25 protein-coding genes and 1 tRNA gene are annotated in these 24,577 nt (G+C 44.7%); 13 read left to right on the forward strand and 13 right to left on the reverse strand.

Annotated elements, in window-relative coordinates; all coding sequences use genetic code 11:
• Positions 1 to 23 precede the first annotated feature (23 nt).
• Entirely contained in the window at positions 24 to 1,727 is a 1,704-nt protein-coding gene (locus tag QXT17_RS00505) for a glutamate--tRNA ligase (RefSeq protein WP_342783025.1), read from the forward strand.
• Here the strand turns inward: QXT17_RS00505 and QXT17_RS00510 are convergent, their stop codons facing one another.
• Positions 1,728 to 2,111 carry a Trm112 family protein gene (locus QXT17_RS00510; protein ID WP_020962760.1) on the reverse strand — a complete coding sequence of 128 codons (384 nt, stop codon included), beginning with the start codon at positions 2,109 to 2,111 and terminating at the stop codon, positions 1,728 to 1,730.
• A gap of 84 nt (positions 2,112 to 2,195) precedes the next feature.
• Between QXT17_RS00510 and QXT17_RS00515 the strand changes: the two genes are divergently transcribed.
• Complete coding sequence (locus tag QXT17_RS00515) at positions 2,196 to 2,459, forward strand: hypothetical protein (protein WP_020962759.1); 264 nt, start codon at positions 2,196 to 2,198, stop codon at positions 2,457 to 2,459.
• 21 nt (positions 2,460 to 2,480) lie between these two features.
• Here the strand turns inward: QXT17_RS00515 and QXT17_RS00520 are convergent, their stop codons facing one another.
• Genes QXT17_RS00520 through QXT17_RS00535 form a run of 4 tightly spaced genes read right to left on the reverse strand, consistent with a single transcriptional unit; the run spans position 2,481 to position 5,180 of the window.
• Positions 2,481 to 3,113, reverse strand: a complete 633-nt coding sequence (locus QXT17_RS00520; RefSeq protein ID WP_342783010.1) for a V-type ATP synthase subunit E — start codon at positions 3,111 to 3,113, stop codon at positions 2,481 to 2,483.
• A gap of 2 nt (positions 3,114 to 3,115) precedes the next feature.
• Positions 3,116 to 3,469 carry a hypothetical protein gene (locus QXT17_RS00525; RefSeq protein WP_342783011.1) on the reverse strand — a complete coding sequence of 118 codons (354 nt, stop codon included), beginning with the start codon at positions 3,467 to 3,469 and terminating at the stop codon, positions 3,116 to 3,118.
• The gene (locus QXT17_RS00530; RefSeq protein WP_148682088.1) at positions 3,448 to 3,780 is read right to left on the reverse strand and encodes a hypothetical protein; all 333 of its coding nucleotides are present in this window, start codon (positions 3,778 to 3,780) and stop codon (positions 3,448 to 3,450) included. The genes QXT17_RS00525 and QXT17_RS00530 overlap by 22 nt, the downstream gene beginning before the upstream one ends.
• A 44-nt stretch (positions 3,781 to 3,824) precedes the next feature.
• Positions 3,825 to 5,180 carry a phosphomannomutase/phosphoglucomutase gene (locus QXT17_RS00535; protein ID WP_342783012.1) on the reverse strand — a complete coding sequence of 452 codons (1,356 nt, stop codon included), beginning with the start codon at positions 5,178 to 5,180 and terminating at the stop codon, positions 3,825 to 3,827.
• Positions 5,181 to 5,308: 128 nt separating this feature from the next.
• Here QXT17_RS00535 and QXT17_RS00540 point away from each other — a divergent pair.
• Together QXT17_RS00540 and QXT17_RS00545 are read left to right on the forward strand one after the other, a co-directional pair.
• A tRNA-Thr gene (locus tag QXT17_RS00540) sits at positions 5,309 to 5,407 on the forward strand.
• A gap of 88 nt (positions 5,408 to 5,495) precedes the next feature.
• On the forward strand, positions 5,496 to 6,383 hold the full coding sequence (locus tag QXT17_RS00545) for a type II secretion system F family protein (RefSeq protein ID WP_342783013.1): 888 nt from the start codon (positions 5,496 to 5,498) through the stop codon (positions 6,381 to 6,383).
• 27 nt (positions 6,384 to 6,410) lie between these two features.
• On the opposite strand, the gene QXT17_RS00550 is transcribed toward QXT17_RS00545, so the two are convergent.
• The gene (locus QXT17_RS00550) at positions 6,411 to 7,241 is read right to left on the reverse strand and encodes a V4R domain-containing protein (protein ID WP_342783014.1); all 831 of its coding nucleotides are present in this window, start codon (positions 7,239 to 7,241) and stop codon (positions 6,411 to 6,413) included.
• A gap of 131 nt (positions 7,242 to 7,372) precedes the next feature.
• Positions 7,373 to 10,180, reverse strand: coding sequence for a PEGA domain-containing protein (locus tag QXT17_RS00555; protein ID WP_342783015.1), 2,808 nt, complete (start codon positions 10,178 to 10,180; stop codon positions 7,373 to 7,375).
• Positions 10,181 to 10,281: 101 nt separating this feature from the next.
• On the opposite strand from QXT17_RS00555, the gene QXT17_RS00560 reads away from it, so the two are divergent.
• From QXT17_RS00560 to QXT17_RS00575, 4 genes are read left to right on the forward strand one after another with little or no spacing between them, the layout of a single operon-like run.
• The gene (locus QXT17_RS00560; protein ID WP_020962751.1) at positions 10,282 to 11,472 is read left to right on the forward strand and encodes an aconitase X catalytic domain-containing protein; all 1,191 of its coding nucleotides are present in this window, start codon (positions 10,282 to 10,284) and stop codon (positions 11,470 to 11,472) included.
• 2 nt (positions 11,473 to 11,474) lie between these two features.
• A complete protein-coding gene (locus tag QXT17_RS00565) occupies positions 11,475 to 11,879 on the forward strand; it encodes an aconitase X swivel domain-containing protein (RefSeq protein WP_052885528.1) in 405 nt (134 codons plus the stop codon).
• A gap of 49 nt (positions 11,880 to 11,928) precedes the next feature.
• Entirely contained in the window at positions 11,929 to 12,534 is a 606-nt protein-coding gene (udg, locus tag QXT17_RS00570) for a type-4 uracil-DNA glycosylase (RefSeq protein ID WP_052885663.1), read from the forward strand.
• A gap of 34 nt (positions 12,535 to 12,568) precedes the next feature.
• Positions 12,569 to 13,207, forward strand: a complete 639-nt coding sequence (locus QXT17_RS00575) for a hypothetical protein (protein ID WP_148682087.1) — start codon at positions 12,569 to 12,571, stop codon at positions 13,205 to 13,207.
• A 59-nt stretch (positions 13,208 to 13,266) separates the two neighbouring features.
• Here QXT17_RS00575 and QXT17_RS00580 read toward each other — a convergent pair whose 3' ends face one another.
• Entirely contained in the window at positions 13,267 to 13,518 is a 252-nt protein-coding gene (locus QXT17_RS00580) for a hypothetical protein (protein WP_052886414.1), read from the reverse strand.
• Positions 13,519 to 13,577: 59 nt separating this feature from the next.
• Between QXT17_RS00580 and QXT17_RS00585 the strand changes: the two genes are divergently transcribed.
• Positions 13,578 to 13,973, forward strand: a complete 396-nt coding sequence (locus tag QXT17_RS00585) for a hypothetical protein (RefSeq protein ID WP_052885527.1) — start codon at positions 13,578 to 13,580, stop codon at positions 13,971 to 13,973.
• Here the strand turns inward: QXT17_RS00585 and QXT17_RS00590 are convergent.
• On the reverse strand, positions 13,970 to 14,641 hold the full coding sequence (locus QXT17_RS00590; RefSeq protein ID WP_020962745.1) for a hypothetical protein: 672 nt from the start codon (positions 14,639 to 14,641) through the stop codon (positions 13,970 to 13,972). The two genes, QXT17_RS00585 and QXT17_RS00590, sit on opposite strands and share 4 nt — an antisense overlap.
• Positions 14,642 to 14,792: 151 nt before the next feature.
• On the opposite strand from QXT17_RS00590, the gene QXT17_RS00595 reads away from it, so the two are divergent.
• The gene (locus QXT17_RS00595; RefSeq protein WP_342814414.1) at positions 14,793 to 16,343 is read left to right on the forward strand and encodes a hypothetical protein; all 1,551 of its coding nucleotides are present in this window, start codon (positions 14,793 to 14,795) and stop codon (positions 16,341 to 16,343) included.
• A 19-nt stretch (positions 16,344 to 16,362) separates the two neighbouring features.
• On the opposite strand, the gene QXT17_RS00600 is transcribed toward QXT17_RS00595, so the two are convergent.
• Both QXT17_RS00600 and lysS read right to left on the reverse strand, forming a co-directional pair.
• Positions 16,363 to 16,704 (reverse strand): hypothetical protein, encoded by a 342-nt coding sequence (locus QXT17_RS00600; protein WP_020962743.1) that lies wholly within the window; start codon positions 16,702 to 16,704, stop codon positions 16,363 to 16,365.
• A complete protein-coding gene (gene lysS / locus QXT17_RS00605) occupies positions 16,697 to 18,334 on the reverse strand; it encodes a lysine--tRNA ligase (RefSeq protein WP_342783674.1) in 1,638 nt (545 codons plus the stop codon). The genes QXT17_RS00600 and lysS overlap by 8 nt, the downstream gene beginning before the upstream one ends.
• A gap of 109 nt (positions 18,335 to 18,443) precedes the next feature.
• Here lysS and QXT17_RS00610 point away from each other — a divergent pair, with 109 nt between their 5' ends.
• Genes QXT17_RS00610 through QXT17_RS00620 form a run of 3 tightly spaced genes read left to right on the forward strand, consistent with a single transcriptional unit; the run spans position 18,444 to position 22,118 of the window.
• Positions 18,444 to 20,330, forward strand: coding sequence for a hypothetical protein (locus tag QXT17_RS00610; protein ID WP_148682085.1), 1,887 nt, complete (start codon positions 18,444 to 18,446; stop codon positions 20,328 to 20,330).
• Positions 20,331 to 20,335: 5 nt separating this feature from the next.
• Complete coding sequence (locus QXT17_RS00615) at positions 20,336 to 20,965, forward strand: hypothetical protein (protein WP_020962740.1); 630 nt, start codon at positions 20,336 to 20,338, stop codon at positions 20,963 to 20,965.
• 28 nt (positions 20,966 to 20,993) lie between these two features.
• On the forward strand, positions 20,994 to 22,118 hold the full coding sequence (locus QXT17_RS00620; protein ID WP_020962739.1) for an NAD(P)/FAD-dependent oxidoreductase: 1,125 nt from the start codon (positions 20,994 to 20,996) through the stop codon (positions 22,116 to 22,118).
• Here the strand turns inward: QXT17_RS00620 and QXT17_RS00625 are convergent.
• Together QXT17_RS00625 and iorA are read right to left on the reverse strand one after the other, a co-directional pair.
• On the reverse strand, positions 22,099 to 22,689 hold the full coding sequence (locus QXT17_RS00625) for an indolepyruvate oxidoreductase subunit beta (RefSeq protein ID WP_020962738.1): 591 nt from the start codon (positions 22,687 to 22,689) through the stop codon (positions 22,099 to 22,101). The genes QXT17_RS00620 and QXT17_RS00625 overlap by 20 nt on opposite strands.
• 6 nt (positions 22,690 to 22,695) lie before the next feature.
• Positions 22,696 to 24,567, reverse strand: coding sequence for an indolepyruvate ferredoxin oxidoreductase subunit alpha (gene iorA / locus QXT17_RS00630; protein ID WP_020962737.1), 1,872 nt, complete (start codon positions 24,565 to 24,567; stop codon positions 22,696 to 22,698).
• Positions 24,568 to 24,577: the final 10 nt, after the last annotated feature.

The following is a 24,577-nucleotide window of genomic DNA, read 5'->3' on the forward strand; positions in this document are numbered from 1 at the left end:
TGTGTTGGTGGAGCATCTTGGAGATTGACGTTAGAAAGGTTGCCCTCAAACATGCACTTGCAAATGCAGTTAAGTTTGGGGGAAAAGCTAGGCTCGACGCTGTCACAAGCAAAATTTTCGCCGAGATCCCCGAGCTCAGGAGAAACGCAAAAGAAGTCGTAGATATCGTTAGACAAGTTGTAGACGAAGTCAATAGTATGGATAAAGACCAACAGGCCAGGCATCTCGCGGAAATCTGGCCAGAGGCGCTTACAGCCGAGAAACGTGTAGAGGTGAAACGTCTCCCTCCCTTGCCCGGAGCTGATGAACTTGGAGGCAGAGTGGTAACGAGGTTTGCGCCGAACCCAGACTTTGTGCTACACCTTGGCAGTGCCCGTCCAGCAATTCTCAACTATTACTATGCTAAGAAGATGTACAGTGGGAAGTTTATCTTGAGATTTGAGGATACAGACCCAAAGACAAAGCGCCCCCTCAAGGAAGCCTACGACCTTATTAGAGAGGATCTAAAGTGGCTTAACGTCCTATGGGACGAGGAATACATTCAGAGCCAGCGCATGGAGATCTACTACGGAGTCGCAGAGGAGCTAATTAGGAGGGGAAAAGCCTACGTGTGTACCCATAGCCAGGAAGAAATAAAGCAATTTAGGGATCAAGGCATCCCAGACCCCTGCTCACAGCTACCCGTCGAGGAGCACGTGGAACGCTGGGAGAAAATGCTCTCAGGAGAATACCCAGAGGGCGCTGCCGTTCTACGTATCAAGACAGATCCCGCGCATCCCAACCCGTCTGTACGGGACTGGATAGCTTTCCGTGTCCTCGACACTGAGAAGTCACCGCATCCACTTGTGGGTAGCAAGTATATCGTGTGGCCTACATACAACTTTGCCTGCGCGGTTGACGACCACATGCTTGGCGTAACACATGTTTTGAGAGGAGAGGAGCACGCCGTCAACACCTTGAAGCAGAACTATATATATGAGCATATGGGGTGGAAGCCACCTATAAGTATACATTTTGGAAGGATGAACCTCGAAGGAATGATACTCAGCAAGTCGGTAATTAAAAGAGGACTCGACAAGAAACTCTACGCTTCGTACGACGATATAAGGCTGGGAACTTTGGCCGCTTTAAGGAGGAGAGGCATCCTTCCAGAAGCAATCTGGGACATTGTCTTAGAGGTGGGCATAAAGTCGTCCACAGCCAAGATAAGCATAGAAAAGCTACATGCATTCAACAGGAAATACTTAGAGCCGCGAGCAAACAGGTACATGTTTGTTCCAGAGCCCGTTAGAAAAGTTGAGCTAGTTGGGCTTCAGCCACCAATAACTGCTGAGGTCATCGTTCATCCATCTTTCCCAGAACGTGGAAAGAGAAAAATAACTCTTAGCCAGCCATTCATTTATGTAAGCGAAAAAGACCTAGAGGACAAAGTCCTGAGACTGATGGGTCTTGGGAACTTTGAGGTGGTAGATGGCTCGAGTCTTAGGTTCCTTAACAACGATATTGTATTTGCCAAGGAAAATAGGCTACAGATCATACAGTGGGCGCCTGTGGAATCCTCCGTTAAAGCCACAATTCTAAAGGCTGAGGGAAACACCATACAAAGGATTGATGGCTTTGCTGAACCTTCTACTAGCGACCTTAAAATAGGAGAACAGATACAGTTTGTAAGGATAGGCTACGTGAAAAAAGATCAAGAGAATACCTATATCTATACGCATGACTAGCTATTTTTCAGAAAGATTGAAAGGTTTTCCCTGCAACCAGATTTTTTCTGGAATCCTGTCTTTAATCTGCATTAGGAATTTCAGGTCTTCGTCCTTTTTTCGTAGATCGTCAGGTAACAAGACAGGTATCTCGTCTTTTATCGGGTACCATCTCTGGCAAGTCGGGCAGTAGAGCACGCCAGTCTTCACCTCGTATTTTATACATTCGTCACAGCCAGGATCCTTGCCGCCGAATTCCTTGACCTCCTTCCCCCTGAAGGCACAATAAAGCTCACATGCTGGCTTCGACCTGAAAGACACATTTCTCTCTTCGTATTTGTTGACCTCTACAACGTAAAGCTCTAGGGGGAAGTGTTTATCGTATGGACATGCAAGCAGGTCCATCAACCTGTACTTAATAGGAGGTCACCTAGAGTTTTTAGGATTTGAAAAACTTATAAAGATAGTGCAAATAGCTATGAGAGTAATATGCCCAGCATGAGAATCGCAGCCATAGTATTTAGAGACCTCGAGGATGCCTTAAAGGCCGGAGGAGCTGATATTGTTATTGCAGTCGAGAACCCATCCGAGGCAATTACACACATAGAGAACATTATTAGAGAGAAGAAGGCCGACCTTATCCTGGTAGACGACAAAATAGTTGCGAGAATAGGCAAAGGGAAACTAAAGGAAATAAAGTACAAGTACCCTGTCCCAGCTATAGTAGAGCTTGAGACACAGAACAGGAAATAGTTCCTAGATTGTAATGTAGAACTATTTTTTCGAGAGTTGTTCCATAATCTTGGGAAGGACTGATTCTCTTACCTCCTTGATCTTTGCTTCAAGAGTTGCATTGTAGATTTCTCTACCATCCCTCGAAGTGATAACTGCGCCTTCCCTACACTCTATAGGCGTTGAAACCTCAATCCTCAGGTTTGGCTTCAAAGAAAGTAGCTTTGGTTTGACTTCCTCTAGCACGTCAGGTATAATGTCTTTTGAACCGTAGCACGGATTTATAACTAGGTCGCTGGAAGCCATAGAAGCTACCGCATCGATTAGTACTTTAACTAGGAATGCTTTTCTTGTATCGCTTGACCCTGTTATCTCGTTCACCACTTCCATAATCAACTCGTCAACTTGGTTCTCTACTAGTCTATACTTCTCCTGTATGTATTTTCTCTTTAGCTCGAGTCTCATCGGCGCAATCTCGCTGAGTAGCTTCTGCCTATACTCGAAGACTAGTTGGTTAAGTTTTTCCTTTCTCAACGACTCTGCCTTGGCTCGTGCGTCCTCGAGGATCTTTTGGGCCTCTGCCTCGGCCTCTTTAAGTATTTTTTGTGCCTCTTCCTCGGCGGCAGACCTCATCTCCTTGATAATTACTTCCAAGAGACTCTTGTGTTCTCCCATATTTATCTCCCCAGGAACATTTCGGCTATAATTTTTTTGAACTGTTCCCTGTTGCTTGTAAGTTTTTCCTTGATACTCTTCAAGTCCTCGTCTAGCTGTCTCTCGTATTGGGAAAGAGAGTCCTTTATCTTTCTTTCCTCCTCCTCAAGCATCTTTTTGGCCTCTGGATCCATTTCGACTTGCTGTGCCTTGCCTAGGATTTCTCTTGCAGCCGACCTGGCCTCTTCAAGTATGGCTTCTGCCTTTTTCTTTGCCTCCTGCACTATTTCCTCTGCTTTTTTCTGCTCCTCGAGGATGACGGTAATATCTAGCTCTTCGCTTAGAGCCATAGGGTCTATTCTTCTTTCTTCACCCATTTGAGCCTCACCCCAACTGCCATAGATAATTTACCATACAATTCTTCTAGCCTGTGTGTAGAGGCTTTTTCTGAGGATGGTATGACTACCAGGAGAGGGGGCTCCTTTAAGTAGGACAATGTGCGACCCAGACGTTCCGAGAGGTTTGCATAGATTTCTCCCTCTATTAGGGCCACTTTGCTTTCTAGAATTTTTGACACTATTTCGTCTTCCTCTGTTTTGCCAATTTTCTCGGGTACCTTGAAAATCTCGAACCCCAGTAGACGTAACGCGTCGATGGTTGGCGATGCCCCAATTGCTACCACGCTCAAGCATTTCACCCTGTTACGAAATTGTTATTACATTTTATTGCTATTTATTTCTTAGCTTGGCCACTTCCCAGGCTTTTCATGGCTTGTTCTATGTCTTTCCTAACCATTTTCTCGATTCTGTCAAGCCCCTCGGTATTGTTTGACTCTATTGTTACGCGTATAGCAGGCTCAGTGTTGCTTGCTCTTACAAGGAACCATCCGTCCTCCAGGTCTACACGTACACCATCTATCGTTGACACTTTCTCGTATTTGGATAGATAGGTGTTCTTGAGCCAATCCACAACTCTGAATTTTACTTCGTCGCTAATCTCGATCTTTATTTTTCTCAGCAAAGGCATTGGTACAAGCAGACTTGAGATTGGAGCGTCTAGTGTTCCCAAGGCTTCAACTAACTGGAGTACAGCGAGAATTCCGTCGTCGAGGTTTACACCGCCGTAGGGAATATAGTGTCCACTACTCTCGACCCCAAGGACGATATTCGACTTCATGGCCTGAAAGATCATGTGAATCCGTCCTACAGGTACTTTGACTACTTTCCCGCCCCTATCTTGGACAAACCTCTCGACCACACTGCTACACTCGACGTTTGCAACCACGTCTCCCGGCGGGGCCGCCTTCAGCATAACTAGTGCCGCTTGCTCTGGGGTCACGGTGTTGCCTTTTTCGTCGAAAAAGAGTGCCCTGTCCCCGTCACCGTCAAAGCTGACCCCCAAGTCTGCGTTAAAGTCTCTTATGAGCTTGCCCATGAAGCTTGTTGTTTCAGGTGTGGGCTCCGAGCCCCTAACCCGGAAAAGTGGATCAACGTCACAGTTTATCCCAATAACGTCGTGGCCGAGGTCGCGTAGAAGCCTAGGGACAACAAGCGAGGCAGCGCCGTTACCACAGTCTACAACTATTTTGAGCTTGCGGCTAGTTTTCTTGGGAACCTTAAGTAGAAAGTCATAGTATTCGCTTAGAACATCCCTTGTAACATATTTCCCTTCTCCCCCGGCCTTTACCCAAAATTCCTCCCTCTCGACTGTCTCAGCGAGTTTTTCAAGGTCTTCTTCGCAGATAGGGAGACCATTAGGCTTGAAGAGTTTTATACCGTTCCACTCTGAGGGGAGATGGGACGCAGTTACATAGGCAACATGGTATCCAAGGTGTTTCGTTGCATAGATAGCCATTCCTATTGGACCGAAGCCGGCGTCGACTACGTTTTGCCCGCTACCTAGCAGTCCAGAGGATAAAGCCATTTTTAGTGCCTGCGAGCTGGACCTAAGGTCGCTACATGTACAGTATACGCCTGGAAAATGCTTGGACAGGGCGCCACCAATCTTGACTGCCACTATAGGTGTCAGGTCTTCGCCGAAAATTCCCCTGATGTCGTAGGCCCTGAATATGTTTCTATATTTATCCATACATTGCTATTGTAAGAGAATCTAAATATATATGTTAGCACATGCAAGACGAGACATGCTTGTAGAAAACTTAAAAAATAGAGACGGTATTCATATGAAAGGTAAGCCTAAATTCCGCATGCTTAGAGGCCCCGGTAGCTCAGCCGGTGGAGCGTCGGCCTCGTAAGAGGCATGGAGAGGTTCGAGATAGCCGAAGGTCCCGGGTTCAAATCCCGGCCGGGGCTCCATTTTTTCCGCGTTGTCCATGCTTTTTTGCATGGATGAAGCATAGAGTTTTTATGGTTATAAATGTAGGAAATAAGTAGGTGTTTACGTTTGCCGTTTATTGAGATGAGTCTACAGAGAAAAGTTCTCCTGGTCGCCCTAGGGGCACTGTTGTCAGCGATTCCATTTGTTTATCTTGTTTTTTTCCTTCGAGGCGAATTATTGGAAAGTATCCGAAACGTTGGGGGCGTCTATGTTGTTACCTCTGTAAAGGTCAACGTTCTCTGGACCATCTCGCTGGTGCTCGCCATGCTGCCTTACGCTGTAGTTGACTATTTTAATAGATCCTTTATCGATAGGGTACACAGGGAGCTACCGGAGATATTTAAGGGCCTAGCAGAGGCTTTGAGATCAGGGCTTACAATTGCCGAGAGCCTGCGCCATGTTGCCGAGACCTATGGTGGAGAAATAGGCAAGATTCTTAAGAACGCCGTTGTGCTTATAGAGCTGGGTCTTCCACTCCCGCAGGCCCTTGAGAAAAGTGTTTCTAGGTTCCGGCTACCTGCTCTCGAGAGAGCGGCGTCCATAATCTCTACTGCATATGAGAGCGGTGGTAGGCTCATAGACGTTCTAGAGTCTTCTTCACAGATATTTGGCGCTCTGAGGGCTTATGAGGACGAGAGGCTTACTGCTCTTAGACCACACATGATGACAATATATGTTTCGACAATCCTATACGTGGTGCTGGCGCTAACAATCCTATACGTGTTTGTTATCCCTCTAAGCAAGTTGCAGGGAATACCTGGGGCGATTGGAAAAATAGACCCCGGAGTATATACAGCCATAATGTATTTCGCGGGAATAATCGTTGCCTTCTTCGGGGGGATGCTTGTTGGCAAGATGCGGTATGGAAAAGCCTCTGCGGGCCTAATACACTCGGCCGCCCAAATATCCATTGTGGCATTTAGCTTTTACATGGCCGAAATGTTCCTTAGATAAAAATAAAATATTTTGACTTTTCAGTCCTTATACTAGTGGCTCGTATTTTTCTCTTCTGTATTCTAGTTGGCAGTATGGGTCTCCTCTGGCTATGCATTTTGTCTCTTCTGGCCTAATGTGGTATACGTCTGTGTTCCAGTAGCCAGAGAGAAATCCAGCCAATAGACCTCTGAGCATTGCGTTTTCTGCCCCCTCTACTCCCTTGAGGCTCATGCACTCAACATTGTCGTATACCCTGAAGACGGCCCTGTCATCGGTTAACTCGACGACCTTTAACACACCGTAACCCATAAGCCTAGTCATGTCTTCGACAAGCTTTACAAGCTCCTCCCTGCCCCTGGCCAGCCTAGAATAAAACCTGTCGTAGGCCTCGCGGCCGGCCTCAAAAAAAGCCCTATACAGGATCCCGCCAAACCCCGCACCGATTTTTTCCCATCCCCATCTCAGGAAACGACCTATAATGAAAGTCCTGAATATGATTGCTTGGTCGTTCCAAATCATTATGGGATAGCTCCACTTGTCTACGCCTATCCCTTTAAAGAGCGGTGGCGCAAAATCTACCTTTGTAACGAATTTAGATCGCTTCAGCTTTGAGACTATCTTTTCGGCTTGTTTAGAATCTTTGAGGTCTGCTGAGACAATAATTCTTATTTCGCCACTTGTCTCGGTCGGAGGGACAGATGCCTTGAAGAAAAGTATAGGGACGTTTTCTTCTAGAAAAACCCTTGCTATCTCGTTTATGACTCCGACTGCCTTTATTGCTTCTGGGGTCAAAACTATGTTGAAAAAGTATGGATTTCCATCCTGCTTAACAACTACTGTCCCCAAGAAATATGGCATAAGGTTAAATTTTTCCACAGTATTTTTTTGCTTGGACTCTTATTTAAATTTTTTCATTTTTTCCAAAAAAAAGATTAATTTTTAAAAACTTTTTCCAATAGAAAATATGTATTGCAGAGGTATTTTTTGTTTTTGAGAAGACTTGTTCCCTATGGAGAAAGTATAATCCACAAGGCTAAAATTATTAAGGCTAAACCGAGGAGCAGGGAAGTATATTTTCTTAGCTGATTTATTTTGATAGATGCCATGTCCATTGTTGCTAGGAGTTTTCCGCCGAGGATTATCGCGGCCGAGATTAGGATTAGTGGCAAAACAAATATCATATTATAGATAAGGAGACATACAAGCGTAATGTTAAAGGGCAGTTTTGACACCATGAGAGCAGCTACTAGGTAGGGCCCGCTACTGCATGGGAGAAGTGTGAAGCTTACCAGTGTTCCGGCTAGGAAGCTTAATATTATGCTTCCTTTCTGGGCCCGAGTGAGTAAGGTGGCTTGCAGTGTGTTGAGCTTTGCTTGTATGTTTGAGAAAGTTTTTGGCAACTTTAGGGTTTGGGCTAGGCCTTTCATCTTGTGTAACTGTGTAGTGTTTGTTATTTCGTATATTCCGGCGATGAGTACGAGGAGGGCTAGGACGTATCTGAGCTGGGTAAACATAGCGACAAATCTTATTAGTCCTATTCCTAGGAGGAGGTAAGACAGGTAGACTGCTCCGATAAAGGAGGCCGAGGTATAGATGGCTTTTCTTGTGCCAGAGAAAGATGCTACTGCCAAGACTAGTGCAGAGAAGACCATGAAGGTGCATGGGTTGATCGAGTCTGCAAGGGCAAGTGTAGCTATTACTGGTAAGACATGATAAACATCTTGGGGGGTTGGTGTTGGCGTAGTTGTGCCTGTATTGTTTTTGGGGGGCTGTGGTAATGCGTTGCCAGTAGTGTTGAGTAGAGAGATCCCTCTAGTTGCCAATGTGTAAAATACAGATGAGTCTAGTGTGACTTCTTGTTTTTGGTCCCCGAGATATAGCCACGTAGAGTTGACGTTCATCTCGTTTAGTATTTCTTTAAGTGATTGGCTGCTTGGCAAGCCGATTATTATGGCCTGGAGGTGTTTTCCCCTGAAAAGTAGTGTGAAGGGTATTTGATAGATTGTTTTTGTTGGTAGCATGTCGTAGAGTGTTTGGTATTCTTGTAGGTATGTCTTGTTTGAGATGTCTTTAAAGGTGAAATTTATTCCAAGGAGTTTCAGCTGGTTTTTTAGTGCTCTGCACTCGGCACAGGTGTCTGAGCCATAGACGATCACTATTGTGTTGTTTTCGTTGATGGCTGTTTGGTTTTGGGTGTTACCGTGGAGGTTTGGTGGGAAAATGGGACGTTCTTCAATGTTTAGGATTATGTATACTTCTGTGTCGTTTCGGACCTTTACTGGGGCTTGGTACGTGTTGTTGAGGAGCATCGCTAGGACAGTATAGTTTCCGGGCAATACTTTGGCCTCGGCGTAGCCTATCCCTCTGCATAGGGCCCTTGTTCCGTCGAGAATGTAGATTTCTGGCTGCCCAGCGTTGGAGGACGCATGTACCCTTAGAGTGTACCTCGTCTTTTGTAGTATGATTCTACGTGTCTCGTTGGACGTGAGCTTTGTGGTGAATATGTATTGCTGGTATCCTGGCTTGGATATGATTATTTTGTATGTGCCTTCTTTTAGGGTTAGTGTGATAGTATTTGTTTTGCTTGTGTATTTTGTCCCATTTATCTCAACAGTGAAGTTTGCTATTGATGCGCCTGTTTCGTCAGCTACTTCGAGTGTCAACTCGTAGTTTTGTACTTCTCGGGCTGTCTTCTTGTAGAGTTCTATAGTCCTGTAGTCGTAAACTACGAGGGTGTCCCGGCCTCTGGAAATACCCACAATCGTAGAGGTAGTTGTGTTCAGCAGGTAGGGTGGATCCCTCGACGTGAAGTTGCCGAGGGCTATTTGGTTTTGGTTCTTGTTTGCTACTAGGTATAAGCCGTCGTCGTAAACATAAGTGGCTAGACTGTCTCCTTTTGTGTTCGTCACGGGAACCATGACTTCATATAGTGTATCGTGGGGGACGTCAAATATTGTAAGCTTAGTGGGGGTTCCTGTGCTTGTGGAATAAAGGAACTTGTAGTCTGGCAGAGATACAGCAGAATAGTTTACTGCTAAGTTGTGTATGGCAGATGTTCTGTTTAGTCCAGTGTTTATCTCGTAGATGCCTATTGTTCCATTATCAAAGAGAACACCTAGGTAGGGATCCAGGTTAACTATTGCAAGCACGTGGTAGTACTCGAAGGATTGATATGTAAATGGGGTCCACTGGTATATGCGTATGACCTTTTCATTAAGGGATAAGCATATGTGGCAAAACGTTTCTATCGTTAGGAACACTATGCCCCTAGACGTCTCCACCATTTGGAGGCCCTGGTTTATAGGTGTGTCTGGAACAGCCGTGTAGGTTGCTGCCTTTATGTCGATCCAGAAGATGTATTTTTGTGTTAGTAACAAAAGATAGTTGCCTGTGACGAGGGCTTTCCTTATTTCATTTATTGTGGTGCCTGGCAAGTCTACTTTGAGTATTGTCTTGTCTATCTGGGGATTGTAGATGGCTATCTCTGTGTGAGGAATAGTACCGTAGAGATTTTTAGCTAGTATAAGAAGGCCGTCGCTTAGGAAATAGGCATCGCCTGAAAAGGTGTTTTCGAGCGTTACTTGTTTTACAGGTTTGAGGCTTGAATTGTAGATAGCAAGTTTGTTAATGCCGTTTTCCTGGTAGATAGCGGCTATAAAATTGCCGCTTGGAGAAGAGACCACCTTTGTAATTGACCACGTGTTAGAAGTTATTCTGTTTACTAGTCTCCATTCTTCGTTCGGACTAGCTTCCACCAAGATAGTCAGTATAGTTGCAAATATGAGGACAGAGAGCAAGAGGATTCTCTTCTTCAACTAGACCACTTTTTTAGATATCAAGACTTAGACTTATTATGCTTATTGTTGCCCCGTAACGAAAAGCTTTTCACAATGGTTGGATAAGAATAGCTAGACACATGTATCTCGATAAAATCGAAGAGAAAATGCTTGACGGTGAGTTTGGAGAGGCAGTTTCCCTAGCCATGAGAACAGTTGTGAAGATGGGCGAAGTGTTTTCGGCAGAGAGACTTGTAAAGATAAAGCATGCACATGTCTCCGGCATCTCCTATGAAAACATAGGGGACGAGGGGCTTAGCTTTCTAGAAGAGATAGCTTCTCTAGGGGGAAGGTTCTCAGTCCCCACAACTGTTAACCCGGGCGCTATGGACACTGAAAAATGGCGAGAGATGGGGATAACTCCTGAGGTTTTCGAGAAACAGGGCAGGATTTTGAGGGCGTTTATGAGGATGGGTGCAAAAATAACCCTTACGTGTACACCCCACCTCTATGAACAAATCGGTTTCGGGGACCACTTAGCCTGGTCTGAGAGCAACGCCGTGCTCTACGCGAACAGCATTATTGGGGCTAGGACCAACCGTGATGGTGGTCCCCTAGCCCTTATGGAGGCCATTGTTGGCCGCGCACCTCTTTCTGGGCTACACCTGGACGAAAATAGGAGACCCACGTTGACTATCGACTTCAGTATAAGTGAGCAGTTTATCTTTGACAACTACCTTTTCTCGGTTGCTGGGCTTATCGCTGGAAGGATTGCAGGTAACAGAGTCCCGTATGTGATAGGCTTGAGCAGGCTCAACGGAGACGTTGAGAACCTGAAGCTTTTCCTCGCTGCCGTCGGTGCCTCTGGTGGAACAGGTCTAGTGTTGATTGAAGGCGTTTCGCCAGAGAAAGTAGATGATATCCCAAGTGAACGTGTAGAGGTAGATGCTGGAATGTTAAAAGAAGAGATGGAAAAATTCAATGAAGATGGGGAGGGCATCATAGTTCTGGGCTGTCCCCACCTAGGCCTGGATGAGGTTCAAGAAATTGTCGAGTGGATTGGCAAGAGGGGTCGGGCTAAAAGGAAAATATATCTCTATACAAGCAGAGATGTTGCCCGCATGTACGAGGACAAGAGGAAAAAGCTTGAGGAGCTAAATATATACATGTTTGCAGATACATGTATGGTTGTCTCAAACTTGTTTGCGTATGGTTCAAGAAGCGTTATCACGGATTCGGGTAAGGCGGCCTTCTACCTTTCCTCTAAGGGGTATAATGTTTCCCTTGTTCCCAGAAAAATCATATTGGAAAGAATCGCTGTTAGTGATTGAAAATGAGGATAAATGGTAAGCCGGTAGTTGAGGGTAAAGCTTCCGGAGAGATCTTGTTCTCACCTGAGCCGATAACCTTTTTTGGCGGCGTGGATCCCTCTTCCGGGAAAATTGTGGAGAGAGGTCATCCTCTATATTCTCAAATAATTGCCGGGAAGATTCTAGTCTTTCCTCATAGCAAGGGTAGCACAGTTGGATCCTATATACTTTTGAGGCTGGCTAGGAAAGGTCTAGCCCCTGCAGGAATCGTGAGTTTGCGCCCAGACGAAGTGACTATCGTGGGGGCAATAATTGGAAAAATACCCATGATGACTTATGTCGACATAAATAGGGATTCTCTCCCGTTGAATGGTAAGAGAGGATTTCTCGAGGTCTCGTCTTCAGGAGCGTATCTAGATGTCTTTTGAGGGTGGTTAAACGGTGTTCTTGAAGAGACGGGCTGACTGTGAGAAGGTGATAGAGGAGCTTTCTAGGATAAGTGAAGAAATAAAGACATGTAAGAAGTGTCCTTTGGCCTCATCTCGGACTAACACTGTTCCGGGGGACGGGGATCCATGTAACGGTATAGTGTTTATTGGAGAGGCTCCTGGACGCAACGAAGACATTCAGGGTAAACCATTCGTTGGCGCGGCTGGAGCTTTTCTCACGGAGCTTATTTCTATGGCTGGGCTTAGAAGAGAAGAAGTGTATATAACGAATGTTGTTAAGTGTAGACCCCCAAACAATAGGGATCCACGTGAAGAAGAAATTTCTGCATGTTTACCTTTCCTCATAAGACAGCTCTCCGTGATTCAGCCGGTGTTAATAGTAACTCTTGGAAGGCATAGCACAAGGACAATTTTCAGGCTTCAAGGTGTAAACGTGGAGTCAATTACAAGTGTTAGAGGAAAAATTTACAACTTTAGGTTTTCTTGGGGTGAATGCAAGGTATTCCCAACTCTTCACCCCGCAGCCGCACTATATAATCCTCAGATGAGGAAAGTGCTTGAAGAAGACTTCACAAATCTTGGGAAAATTCTTTCAGGAAAGAGTACACAGAGCACACTCGACAGCTTCTTTTAATAGAATTTGTACTTGGACAGCAAGATTTTCATACATGAATGTATCCTTACCATGGAGATTTATGTCCGAGTCTCCACGTGAAAAGGCACGTAGAAGAGCAAAACAGCTAAAGAGGCTCGTTGAAGACCTGGACGCCGTTAGGGCTATGAGACTCTTCAATGTTACCGATACTCTGAGACTTATTAGAGTCCTTGGCTTAGAGGACGAGGTGTGGCAAAAAGTTTCTGAAGCATTGACAAACATCTCGACAATATTGATTAAGCATCCGAGGTTTCCCAGGATCAAAAAGGTCGACAGCTTCTCTACTTATCTTTTCGTATTCTCATTTATTGCGTCACTTGTCTCGCTTGTCTTGCTCCTCTTAAATATTGAACTTTTCCTTGCATACATCGTTCTCCTCATATCTCTAGTCATATTGAATATCTCTTATCTAACTAAGCTATATGTGAGTGTCTCCGTCCATAGAGTATACCTTGAGAACAGCAAAGAAATTGAAAAATACAGTGAACTATTCAAGAAGGCTGTTGAAAACGGCCTGGCGAAGCTGAGAGGCGAGCTAAGAAAGGCAGGCATAGATCCTACAGGTATAGAGTTTAAGCTTTATTACAATGACTATTCGCCGCTTGTAGAAGTAAAATCGAGGGGCCGGATCCACGTGTTAAAGTTTAGGTAGTCGTGTTCCAGTAGAAAGTTTTTGCAGGCATTCTCTGCATACCAGAGCCGCGCCTTCCTCTACTGAGCACTTGTAGCATACGAGTCTCCCACAGTACTTACAGTTACCAATCGCCAAGTTTTCACCGCATAGCTGGCAGAGCGTCTCTTCGCATGCCGTGCATATCCCTTTGGAGGCAATATAGTGTTCTTCGCATACTTCTCTACCGCATTTGGAACATTTGTAGCGGGCAGGACGGGAACGACATATTTCACACTTCGTTTTCTCCATCTCTCCAATTTGCTTCTTCCCAAGTATATTAGCTTTAGCATTGGAACTTCGAGATAGAAAAATTTTAAATTAAGTAAAACTAGGGTCTCTAGGTGATATTTTGTCTAGCAGATCCTTAGAGGCACGTCAAAAAAAGTTGCTATACCTAGTCCAGGTCTATGGAAAGCCTATTTCTAGAAAAGGCATACATAGGCTCGTAAAGCTACTCCAGGAGGAGCACGGCGTCGATTTTGGTTTTAGTTTTCCTGAAGGTGTCCAGTTCAGCCGCGAGCTAGACGACGAGATAAATGCTCTAACAGAAAAGGGCTACCTAAAGGTTCTCTATGCTGCAGGGGGCAGATTCCTCCACCTCTATCGTCCCTTCTATGTTTTGACTGACAAGGGTAAGAGCGCGATTTCAAAGAAAGATTTTTCGAAGACAGATGCCGAGAAGATAGAAGAGGTTGTTTCAAAACTTGTTAAGACAAAGGAAAAGAGAGAAGAAAGTGCTGTTTAGGAGCCTTGGGGAGCTTGTTCACTGGCTTCTTTTGTACGTCCTTCTTTAAGCATCTTCTCTATGCTTCCCAATCTTAGTGATAATTCTTGTAATTGGATCGAGAAATCGTGAAGCGTTGTTAGCTGTGTTTCCTCAAGCCTAGAAACTTTTTGGGATAATTCATTGAGGGCAAGCTCTATGTTCGTGATTCGTGCACCAAGACTTTTTACTTCTCCTTTAACGGTCATAGATGTGTCTGTAGAGATTACCTCAACCTCGTTAAGTTTTGACACGATCATATTGACGTCTTGGTTTACTGTCGTGATGAGATCTTGCATTGCCTGAAGCTGGTTAGAGAGCTTCTCTACAAATAAGTCTAGTTGCAGACGCAGGTTGCTGAGAAGCTCTTGATTTTCCTTTTTAATGTTTTCTTCGTGTTTCTGTAGGCTTTCCGTAAACTTCTTGCTCTCTTGGTTGAAAAACTCTTCATGTGTCTTTAAAGCTTCCTCCATTTCTTTGACCCTGTCGGGCAGTGTGGATATTCTGCTCGTCAAAAAGTCTAGTGTGACTTTTAAAGCGTAGACGCCGTTGTTGAGTCTTTTGAGGGCGGCAAGGAGGACGGCTATGTCTCCTTCTCCAATTTCAACAACTTCTATGTCGTCGCTTATGGATTTATCACTTTCACCCATAAGTCATCTTAGTTTTTTGTGTGATATATTGTTAATGCTTGCATTTTTCCACGTATGGTGAAAAATCAAAAATCTTGTGACCTTTTTCCCAACTATTTAAGCGTTTAAAATTAATACCCGTAAACTACACTATTTATTTCGGGTGGAATAGTTGTCGTTTTTCAGGGGCAAGAAGGAGGAAAAAGGAACAACAATCGATGAACTCACAGAAGAAATCAGAACGTCTCTTTCAACTCTTGACCGAAAGATTTCGACACTTCCAGAAGTCTTACAGGAACCAATAAGGACAAACATAAGAAGCTCCCTTACCCAGCTGATAGCTTCAATCGACGAACTTCGTGCAACACTTGCAGATGTGCTCGAGTTGGCACAGCGCGCCGCTACCCAGAGCCAAGTCGAGGAACTTGGGAAAAATCTAAGCAGCTCAATAGAGCAACTAAAGAAGTGGCTTAGCAGTCTCGAAGAGGCAAAGACAACACTAAGCAAGATTCTTGAACTTGTACAGCAGACCGCTACACAGAGCCAAGTCGAAGAGCTTGGAAAAACTCTAAACGCGACCCAGAGCCAAGTCGAGGAACTTGGGAAATCGATAATCGAGCAATTAGATGAGACAAGAAAATTGATAACTAGCATCGATATAGAAAGGCTAAAGGGTATATTTGATAACCTGGGAGAAGTTGCCGAGACTCACAACCTTCTGCGTGAATCACTAGACAATATTGCAAAGCTTATTGAGGGTCTTAGCACTAACATTTCAACTGTAGAAAACATTACTAAAACTTTGCAAGAACAAGCCGAGAAATATGCCAAGATGGTTGAAGAGTATTCACAGCTGTCAGCCAAGGCAGAAACCCTGACCCGCCAGATAAAGGAATTAGAAGAAAGAAAAATAATGCTGGAAGAACAAGCCAAAAAGCTACAGGAACAAGAGAGAACCTTGCTAGAAAGAGAGAAAACGATTACTGGTCTCTTGGAAAATATTAACAAGGCTGTTTCAAGGATACCTGAGGTGGGCGACTTAGTAAAGTATATTGAGTATTTAAAGCAACGAGAACAAGAACTAAGTACCAAGTTTATAGAGCTTGAGCGAAGAGAGGCAGAACTAAAAACATTCGCCAGCAGGGTTGCCACAGAATCTGAAGAGCTCAGAAAGTTAAAGCTTTCCTTGCAGGAAATGGAGCAAAAGTTGAAGGCTTGGGAAAGCGAGCTTTCAACAAAAGAAAAAGAGCTTTTGAAGAAGTTGGAGGCATTGACTGAAAGAGAGAAAGAAGTTGCACAAAGAGAAGCTAAAACCGAAAAACTCGAGCTCTTAATTAAAGAAATAAATGAAAAAGAAGCATATCTACAGAAGCTAAAAGCCGAAATTGATGAAAAAGAAAGAATGTTGAAAGAAGAGCTGGAGCCTGTACGAGAAAGACTATTGAAGGAGAGAGAAGAACTAGCAAGCTGGGAAAAGAGGCTACTAGAGAAAGAAAGGGAACTCGTGGGCTATCAGAGAATGCTGGCCACTAAGGAAAGCGCGCTTGTCGAGCTTAGGGAAAGGTTGGAGGCTCGAGAAGCCCAGCTAAACGAGCGTGAAAAACAGCTTGAAGAGAAGCTGAAGAGGCTAGAAGAGCTCCAGAACAGGGTTGCAGCGCTGGAGAGGGAGAATGTGAGCCTCAAGGAACAACTCAAGAGATGTGAAGATAGATTAAAGATTTAAAATTCGAAGAAAGATCTCCTTAAGCCACGCGTAGCAAGTATACAAAGACGAGCATGAGAGCAAAGACTATTGAGAGAAGTACCCACAGAAGGTTTAAAGCTTGTATTATTTTGAATTGAAGCTTGCTCCCCCATTCTGGCTCTTCGTCTTTAGCCATCGTGTATCCGATAAATGCGACGAATGTCGCTATGACGAGCATAACGAAGGATCCTATGAGGTATATGAATGGAGAGGTGAGGTGTGGATGTACATTGAATCCGTCGGTCACTATAAATACAAGGACGTTTAGGATTATGGGTATGAAGGTAACTATGAGAAGAGTTTTGCTGGGTTTTGTTTTTTCACCCATATAGTCAGCCATCCTGTTCACCTTTAGCCGAGTTTGTAACTTCTGCTAGGCGTTGAATTACGAAGTCTTTATTAAGCATTGCTAGGTATGGGGCCAGGCGTGGCCCATATTCCTTGCCGAAGAACGCTAGGTATAGAGCCTTGAAGAACTGTTTCTCTTGTTGGGGCGTTTTTTTGATGTTCATCATTGTTTTCTTTATTTCTTCTTCGTTCCACTCCTGTAGTCTGTAGAGTTGTTCTCTTAGTTCGATTAAAAGCTCTCGTACCCCGTCACCGAGGAGTTTTGAGATCTCTTTGACTGGTGGTGTTTCTACTATTGTTATCCTGAACTGGGCTGGGGCATAAAGCTGTAGCCATTTCTTTGCCAACGTTATTCTTGTTTTGATCCTGTGTATATCGTAGTCGGTTAGATCTTGTTTTAGTTGCTTTGTTTCTCTGAGCCTCGCTATAACCTCGTTGAGGTCTTCGCCCTTGCTAGGCAAGACTTGGGAAAGTATCATGGCATTAATGTAGCGGAGCTGGAAGGGCATTTTTTCTGGTAGAGGCTTTAATGCAGAGAGAGTGTAGCTCTTTGCAAGTAATGGGTCTCCCTCTTCGACGCCGTAGTAAACCCTTTCGGCTTTGTCGTATTCGTCATAATAGCTGGGAACCTCTTCAAGGCTCAAGACGACCCGTCTCATAGGGGGCGCAGATAGGTAGATAAGTCTTAGAACTTCTCCTTCTGCGACTTCTAGCCATTGTTTCGGCGAGAAACCGATAAAGTCACTCGAACCCATGTCTCCTAGGTCCTTGCCCTGCCTTCTGTATCCAACCCACTCATAGGCAAGCCCTTCTGGTGGCTTGAATCCATAGACTTTTTCTGCTAGCTCGTTGCAACTGTCCCGCGAGCCGCCAGGGGTTGCATGGTCCTTGCCGTAGGGCTCGAAGTCCACGTTTAGGGCGTACCAAACCCCAACCCATTCAACTCTCCAGTTAAGTTTGCCCTTTGTTAGGCTCTGCCACCCCTCGTGTCCACAGTTTTTGCATACATATTTTACGCGGTAATTGACTGGGTCAACCTCGATTGCCTCAGTTGCGTCTACGCGTCCGCATTTTTCACATATGGGCTGGAAAGGAATATAGTCTTTGTGGAGCTTCTTTTCACCCCTATACTTGTTTATCGTTGAAACAACTTTTTCACGTAGCTCTGTGACAGATAGCAGTACAAAGCGTTTCATTCTCTCGTCTTTTTCATATAGATCCTTCGTAGTGACAACCTCGACTTTCTCTGAAAACTGGTCAAGATAGTTTCCAAAGTCAGCCCAGTAATGCTCTACCCAGTTAGAGTGGCACCCGTAGGGGTCAGGAACCATATAGAGAGGCCATCCTTTGTAGGTTTTTGCCTCTTCTGGATCTCTGAACTGGCTGAGCTGTGTGTCCTTGCCCTTCCAGGCATCGACGGTGTAGAGTGTGAGCTTGTGGTGTGCATTTATGCCTCTTTTCCTTAGTAGCCTAACAACGGTGTCAACTATTGTTATTTCTCCCCTTAGACGCCCCACATGTTGTAGGCCAGAGACGGACAAGCCACCATTAGCTACGAAGAATTCTTTGCCCTCTGCCCTTGGGGCCAGTTTTTCTACGATTTCTTCTATCCAATGCGTCATGAATGTGTCTATGATTCTATGATATACCTGTTCTTATAGGTTTTCTTGACTGCACGATAAACATTATTTTCTTATCCATGTTTGTAAATTTTGACAATTGGTGGACTCGTTGTCTAGCTATCGGAGGATATATCTCGTGCTTGGCCTCGTGATTTGTCTAGCATTGTTGAGGAGTATTTACTCCCTGCCTATTGCGGAAAACTTCTACGCTGAGATCTTGGAGTATTCAAATGGAAACTGGACAAGCAGGTATCTGCTGGTTAACGACTATACACTGAGCTTTAATACAGTTGCCAATGTAATTGTGGTAAGAACCGACCCATCCTCAGGGCTCCAGCCCATGACCGTTTTTATAGATGGTGTTCCCTACAGACCCTCTATTAAAACGGGTACTCTGTGGTTTTCCTATATAGTTCAGCTAGATGGCAAGCCACATACAATAACTGTATCTTTCCAGAGAAGAACGCAGCTAACAAGCATGAATGGGATAATTGGATTAAAGTCGGCTTCTCCCTTGTCCGCAGGCACAAACCTGACGATACCCATTGTACCTGGATTCGTGCCCGCGGGATACCGCGTTGAGCTACTCCTAAGCTCTAGCAACGATTTAGCGACACTTTTCAACAAGCCTTTCTTTGTTCTGAATGCTTCTATTATAGACATTCTTAGCCAGAGGCTTGTGGCTGTAGATATACTGATACCTTTTACAAACGTCACGATTGGACAAAACTTTATCAGTGGAACGCTCTGGTACCTCTATTTTCTACCCAGCAAAGAGGGAAGTGTGACTTTTCCACCATATGATTTTAGAGCTATATATGTAAATTATCCAAGCTATAAAAGTAAAGGAGGAAACTTTATTCTTGCTAATCCTCCCCATGTCGCTCTATATTTTCCTCCGGGACTTTCAGCTTCTGAGAGCTTGGGTCGATACTCCGTCAATGTGGCTGTTGCTCTACCCGACACACTCTGCAACATCAAGGACTATACATTCAAAATTATACCTCCTCAAGACGGCTACGTGAATGAGAACACGGTATATCTAGGTGAAAACACCACCCTGACCGTTAGGTTCTTTTCAGGAGGAATCTCTATAGGCGACCTAATAATTTATTCGCCTCCCCCAAGCTTACTTGTGCAACCACCAATCTACTCGCTGGAAATAAGATTCCTGGACCTTATGGGGTATCCCGTGAATAATACATCTTTCATAATATACTCACGCGGAATACCAGTTTACAGGGGGTTTACGCCTAGTGGCAAGGCAGTGGTCTGTCCTCTGCCAAAGGGAAGCTATGATATAGTTGCTTATTTGAGCTCTGTAGCTATAGGTAAAGGCAAAGTAGATGTTTTTTCTGACCAGAGCATGGATGTGCGGACAAATACTTCCACGGTGAGGTTCCAATTTGTTAGGCAGGGAACGGGCGAGATCCTCAAAGACTATACAGCTATCCTGAGGGGATACGTAACTATGAGAACAAACAGTAGCATGGACGGTATTGTTGTTTACCATGGGGTGCCGCCGGGAAACTATAAGTTGGATGTTCTCTGGAATGGTACTTTGCTGGCAACATATGATGTGTCTATAGACCTTTCTTCGGCAGACAAGGTTTTATCCATTCAAGCCTACAAGCTACAAGTTCTCGTGAGAAATTTACTCGACCAGCCGGTTAAAAATATTCAGGTACTTCTTGAGGGAAGAGACTTTTCAAAATCGAGGTTGACTGATGAAATGGGCAGAGTAGATTTCGGTTTTGTTCCAGCGGGAAACTATACATTGATTGTTGAACAAGCCCTTCCACAGAAACTAGAGGTCAGCCAAGACACTTTCAAAGTAGTACAAATCGACGAAGTAGCCAAGATATATGGATTCACGATTACTGGAAAAATTCTTTCACTGGCTGTGGGACTTATCTTCGTCTTTACTATGATTTGGCTGATAGCTAAAATAGTTAAAAGATTTATACATCGCGGTAAAGGTATAGAAGAAGTGTAACTCATATGGCAATTGATTCGGAGCCAGCAACAGGAGGGCATACATGGAAAAAAGGGGTGCTTGAGAATTTCAGGCTTGGAAAGGTCTACGAGCCAAGGCTTGAAGACTATATACTTTTGTTGCTCTATCTTGACGGCAGAACACCGATCTATGGTGAGGAAGTCGTACATTTCATATTGACCATTTATCCTTATGCCGAAGTAGAACTTTCGCCATCCTTCTTTCTCCCCTACTCAGCCATAATTGAAAACAAGCTAGGAGAACTTATAGAAAAGAAGCTCGCTTATAGACTCAAACAGAACTATAGGGGAACCGAGAAAAACATTATCAAAATAACTGAGGGCGGGAGCGACGAGGCAAGAAGATTATTCAAGCTGTTCTCAGAGAGCTGGCTCCTTGTCCACAACATTGTACTGCGCCAGGGTTCGGAGGTTCTAAACGAACTGGAGGCCCTCAAGAAAACATATAACGGGAAAAGCGTGACCGAATTGATAGGATTGCTGGCTTCTAAGCTCGATGCAGAGGGCACATTCTTTATACAGCATCTTTCGGCAAACAGTCCAGGCTGGATGAACTACGTATATTACCTGGCAAGGCAGATCTCCAAGGAAAAACACAGCATCAACCCATTTTGACATTTTATAGGCGCCTACAATGAGTAATATGCAGAGAGACATTCACATCCTTGGTGCTGGACCAGCAGGATTACAAGTGGCTAGATTTCTCCTTAAAGGTCATAGTGGCGATGTCTATGTCTACGAGGAGCATGAAAAAATTGGGCGACCCATCCATTGTACCGGTCTCGTTAGCCTTGAAGGCTTGAGAAAAGATATCGGCATTATAGACGAAAACTTAATTATTAATACTTTTAGGGGGGCTATTTTCTTTTCTCCTTCGGGGAAAAAGCTGATTGTAGGGAGGCCAGAAACTGTCGCTGTGGTTGTTGACAGGGAGAGGCTTGAAGAAAGGCTTTACGAAGAAGTTTTATCGCTAGGTGCTCACGTCAAGCTTGGTAGTCATGTAAACATTGCTGATTTTTCTAAACTTGTTAGAAGTAAAAATAACTTTGGCATTGTCGCTGGAGGAACAAAGTACTTAGACGAAGATAAGAAAAAACATCTTTTGCCTGCACTCCAATATGATATAAAGGTAAAAGACAGCATAGGCATAACAACTCATGTTCTTATATTCATGGGAGAGAAATTTTCCAACGGACTCTTTGCATGGGCTATCCCGCTTGGAGACGAAACATACAAGGTGGGTGTCGCAACCAAGGGGAAAACACTAGTTAGAATGAAGTATGTCCTAAAGACGCTTGAAAGAATAGGGATAACTCCTCTACATGTCATTAAGACCTATGGCGGCACAGTGTATACGGGTGGATTAGTAAAACACCTTTTACGCGGCGATTTGCTCTATATAGGTGACTCGGCAGGTCAAACCAAACCCACGACTGGGGGAGGACTTGTCTACCTCTCTATTGCTGCCAGACTACTTGCGAGTGCTCTCATAAGAAATGATCCAACCTTATATGAGAAAAATGTCAGGGCAACACTAGGCCATGAGACAACTCTACAATTTGCCCTGAGGAAAGTCCTAAATAATTTAAGCGACCCCGAGCTCGACGAGATTTTCAGGACAGTAAAAGAGATGCATGGAGAAGAATTAATTAGTAGGATAGGCTCCATGGATAGACAGGCATTCTTAATAAGAGAAATTGGTTTTAAATATTTATTTGAAAAGCCAAGCCTAGTGTTTAAACTTTTATCTAAAGTCCTCCTTGACTAGTGACGTATTCGTATCCCATCCTCAATGCATTCATATTGATCTCCAAGGTTTTGCCCTTGAAGCGCTCACTGAGAACATTTGAAACATCTTCAAGTGTAAGATCTACCTTCCCGGATCCTACAAGGGCCCCCACCATCACTATGTTCGAAGCTATCTGGGAGCCTGCTTTGAGTGCCAGCTCGTTTGCATTAATGAAAACAGTCTTTGTTCCAATGCTTTTCAAGGCATCTTCAACATCCTTTCTGCTAAGTGGCTTACTAGCAGGTGGTGGCAGGAAAAACTCGTTAACTATTAGTAGCCCATCCCGAGATACAAGGGGAACCCTTCGCAGGCTCTCAATCATCTCTAGCCCTATCAAGGCGTCCGCCTCACCGGCTGTGACGATGGATGATGGAACCCCTTTCCCGTATTTAACAAAGACTACAACTGAGCCGCCTCTCTGGCTCAAACCATGTACCTCGCCTACTCTTACGTTGTAGCCCTTTCTGAGGAGGGCTTGCCCAAGAATCGTCCCTATTGTTATCTGCCCCTGCCCACCAATCCCCGTAACAACAATAGACCTTATACCCATAGCTTTTCACCCTTTAATACCCTTTACGGGCTTTATCGCCTTTGCTGGACAGATTTGTGCGCACACCCCGCATCCCACACATAGTTCAGGGATAATAACGATCCTGTCTCCTTCTCGAACAATGGCTGGACAAGAGAACTTGTCCACACATATTCCACACTTTATACATTTTTCTTGGTCTATGTAGTAGGGAACTATTTCCTCGTTTTGAACCCTCTTTCTCCTGAGCTCCATTAATGCACACGGTCTACGGGAAACAATTACTGCAGGCTTCTTTTTCTCCTTTATAAATTTCAAGGCTTTCTCAGTAGTGCTTCTCACGGCTTCTACGTCGTATGCATCCACTACTTCTACAAATTCTACGCCTACTGCTTTAGCAATGTCCTCGATTCTTATTACTGGCCTTGTCTCGCCAGTTGGGCCATAGCCAGAGCCAGGATGGGGCTGATGCCCAGTCATAGCCGTGATGCCGTTGTCCATAACTATTACTAGAAGAGGTATACCGTTGTAGACTGCATTTATCAGGCCGGGAATACCAGCATGGTAAAAAGTAGAGTCTCCTATGAATGCTATCACAGGCTCCTCGCTGAACTTTGCTATTCCCATGCCTATACCTATAGCAGATCCCATGCTCCAAGTGAAGTCTGCCATGTTGAAGGGCGGATAGAAGCCCAGCGTGTAGCATCCAATATCGTTTGCATAGACAGGTTTTACGCGTGCCCGCATAGCAGCCAGCTTTACCGCGTAATAGGTTGACCTGTGTCCACAGCCCGCACATAGAACTGGGGGCCTGGAGGGGAGCTCTAAATTAACCTTTGGAGCATTTGGTGGAGAATAAGATATACCTGCCAGCTTGCTTATTGCGGAGGCAACAATAGAAGTGTTAAGCTCGCCAACGCGCGGTATCAGGTTCTTTCCAAATATCTGTGTTTTTAGCCCCTCTTCATAAGCGATGACCTTGAGCTGGTTTTCAACTATAGGTTCTAGCTCTTCTACAACAAGAACCTTCCCATATTTCAAAGCCTCTAAGGCAAACTTTCTAGGCACAGGAAAAGTGCTCGACAGTTTAAAGATAGTCGGTTTGACTCCTAGTTTCTCAACTGCTTCCTTTACGTATGCATAGCTAACACCGCTAGCGATCACTGCGAAGTCGCTTGACCCTTCTTCTACCCAGTTATACTTGAAGCCAGCAAGGTCTGCTTCTAGTCTCTCAAGCTTGCCTAGGATCTCCCGGTGCTTAGCCAAGTTATAGGGAGGAAGTAGGGCCCACCTCTCAGGATCCCTATGGAAAACTGGTTTCCTTCCAAGATTTTGAACCTCGCCCAGCTTTACTTCTCCCCTGCTATGGGAAAGCCTAGTAGTTGACCTCAGGAATACGGCGATGGCATATTTCTCAGACAAGTCGAAGAGGTCTTTTGTCATGTCCTTTGCTTCTTGCGGCGAATATGGCTCAAAGACTGGTATATAAGAGTGGATCCCATAAATCCTATTGTCCTGCTCGTTTTGGCTTGAATGTGCATTTGGGTCATCAGCGGTTACGATTACTAGCCCACCGACGACACCTGTGTACCCTAGGCTCATCAAGGGGTCTGAAGCTACGTTCACGCCTACGTGCTTCATTGCCGTCAGTGCTCTGAGGCCCATCATAGAGGCTCCAATAGCCATTTCGAGTGCAACTTTTTCGTTTGTGCTCCACTCAACGTATACGCCGTATTTGTTCCCCACTTCTGCCAATGTTTCAATGATCTCTGTTGACGGTGTCCCCGGATAAGCAGTAGCTATCGACACGCCAGCCTCCAAGGCGCCACGGGCAATGGCTTCGTTACCCATTAGAAGCTTTACTTCGCCCGGCGTACCTTCAATAATATTTTTTGCCACAATATTTTAA

Source organism: Thermofilum sp. (genome assembly GCF_038871435.1).
Lineage (GTDB): Archaea > Thermoproteota > Thermoprotei > Thermofilales > Thermofilaceae > Thermofilum > Thermofilum adornatum.

Bases quoted from the DNA above. Each gene is read 5' to 3' on its own strand.
- QXT17_RS00510 (WP_020962760.1), bottom strand. From the start codon at position 2,111: ATGGACCTGCTTGCATGTCCATACGATAAACACTTCCCCCTAGAGCTT.
- QXT17_RS00515 (WP_020962759.1), top strand. From the start codon at position 2,196: ATGCCCAGCATGAGAATCGCAGCCATAGTATTTAGAGACCTCGAGGAT.
- QXT17_RS00520 (WP_342783010.1), bottom strand. From the start codon at position 3,113: ATGGGAGAACACAAGAGTCTCTTGGAAGTAATTATCAAGGAGATGAGG.
- QXT17_RS00525 (WP_342783011.1), bottom strand. From the start codon at position 3,469: ATGGGTGAAGAAAGAAGAATAGACCCTATGGCTCTAAGCGAAGAGCTA.
- QXT17_RS00535 (WP_342783012.1), bottom strand. From the start codon at position 5,180: ATGGATAAATATAGAAACATATTCAGGGCCTACGACATCAGGGGAATT.
- QXT17_RS00560 (WP_020962751.1), top strand. From the start codon at position 10,282: ATGTATCTCGATAAAATCGAAGAGAAAATGCTTGACGGTGAGTTTGGA.
- QXT17_RS00565 (WP_052885528.1), top strand. From the start codon at position 11,475: ATGAGGATAAATGGTAAGCCGGTAGTTGAGGGTAAAGCTTCCGGAGAG.
- QXT17_RS00575 (WP_148682087.1), top strand. From the start codon at position 12,569: ATGAATGTATCCTTACCATGGAGATTTATGTCCGAGTCTCCACGTGAA.
- QXT17_RS00580 (WP_052886414.1), bottom strand. From the start codon at position 13,518: ATGCTAAAGCTAATATACTTGGGAAGAAGCAAATTGGAGAGATGGAGA.
- QXT17_RS00590 (WP_020962745.1), bottom strand. From the start codon at position 14,641: ATGGGTGAAAGTGATAAATCCATAAGCGACGACATAGAAGTTGTTGAA.
- QXT17_RS00600 (WP_020962743.1), bottom strand. From the start codon at position 16,704: ATGGCTGACTATATGGGTGAAAAAACAAAACCCAGCAAAACTCTTCTC.
- lysS (WP_342783674.1), bottom strand. From the start codon at position 18,334: ATGACGCATTGGATAGAAGAAATCGTAGAAAAACTGGCCCCAAGGGCA.
- QXT17_RS00615 (WP_020962740.1), top strand. From the start codon at position 20,336: ATGGCAATTGATTCGGAGCCAGCAACAGGAGGGCATACATGGAAAAAA.
- QXT17_RS00620 (WP_020962739.1), top strand. From the start codon at position 20,994: ATGCAGAGAGACATTCACATCCTTGGTGCTGGACCAGCAGGATTACAA.
- QXT17_RS00625 (WP_020962738.1), bottom strand. From the start codon at position 22,689: ATGGGTATAAGGTCTATTGTTGTTACGGGGATTGGTGGGCAGGGGCAG.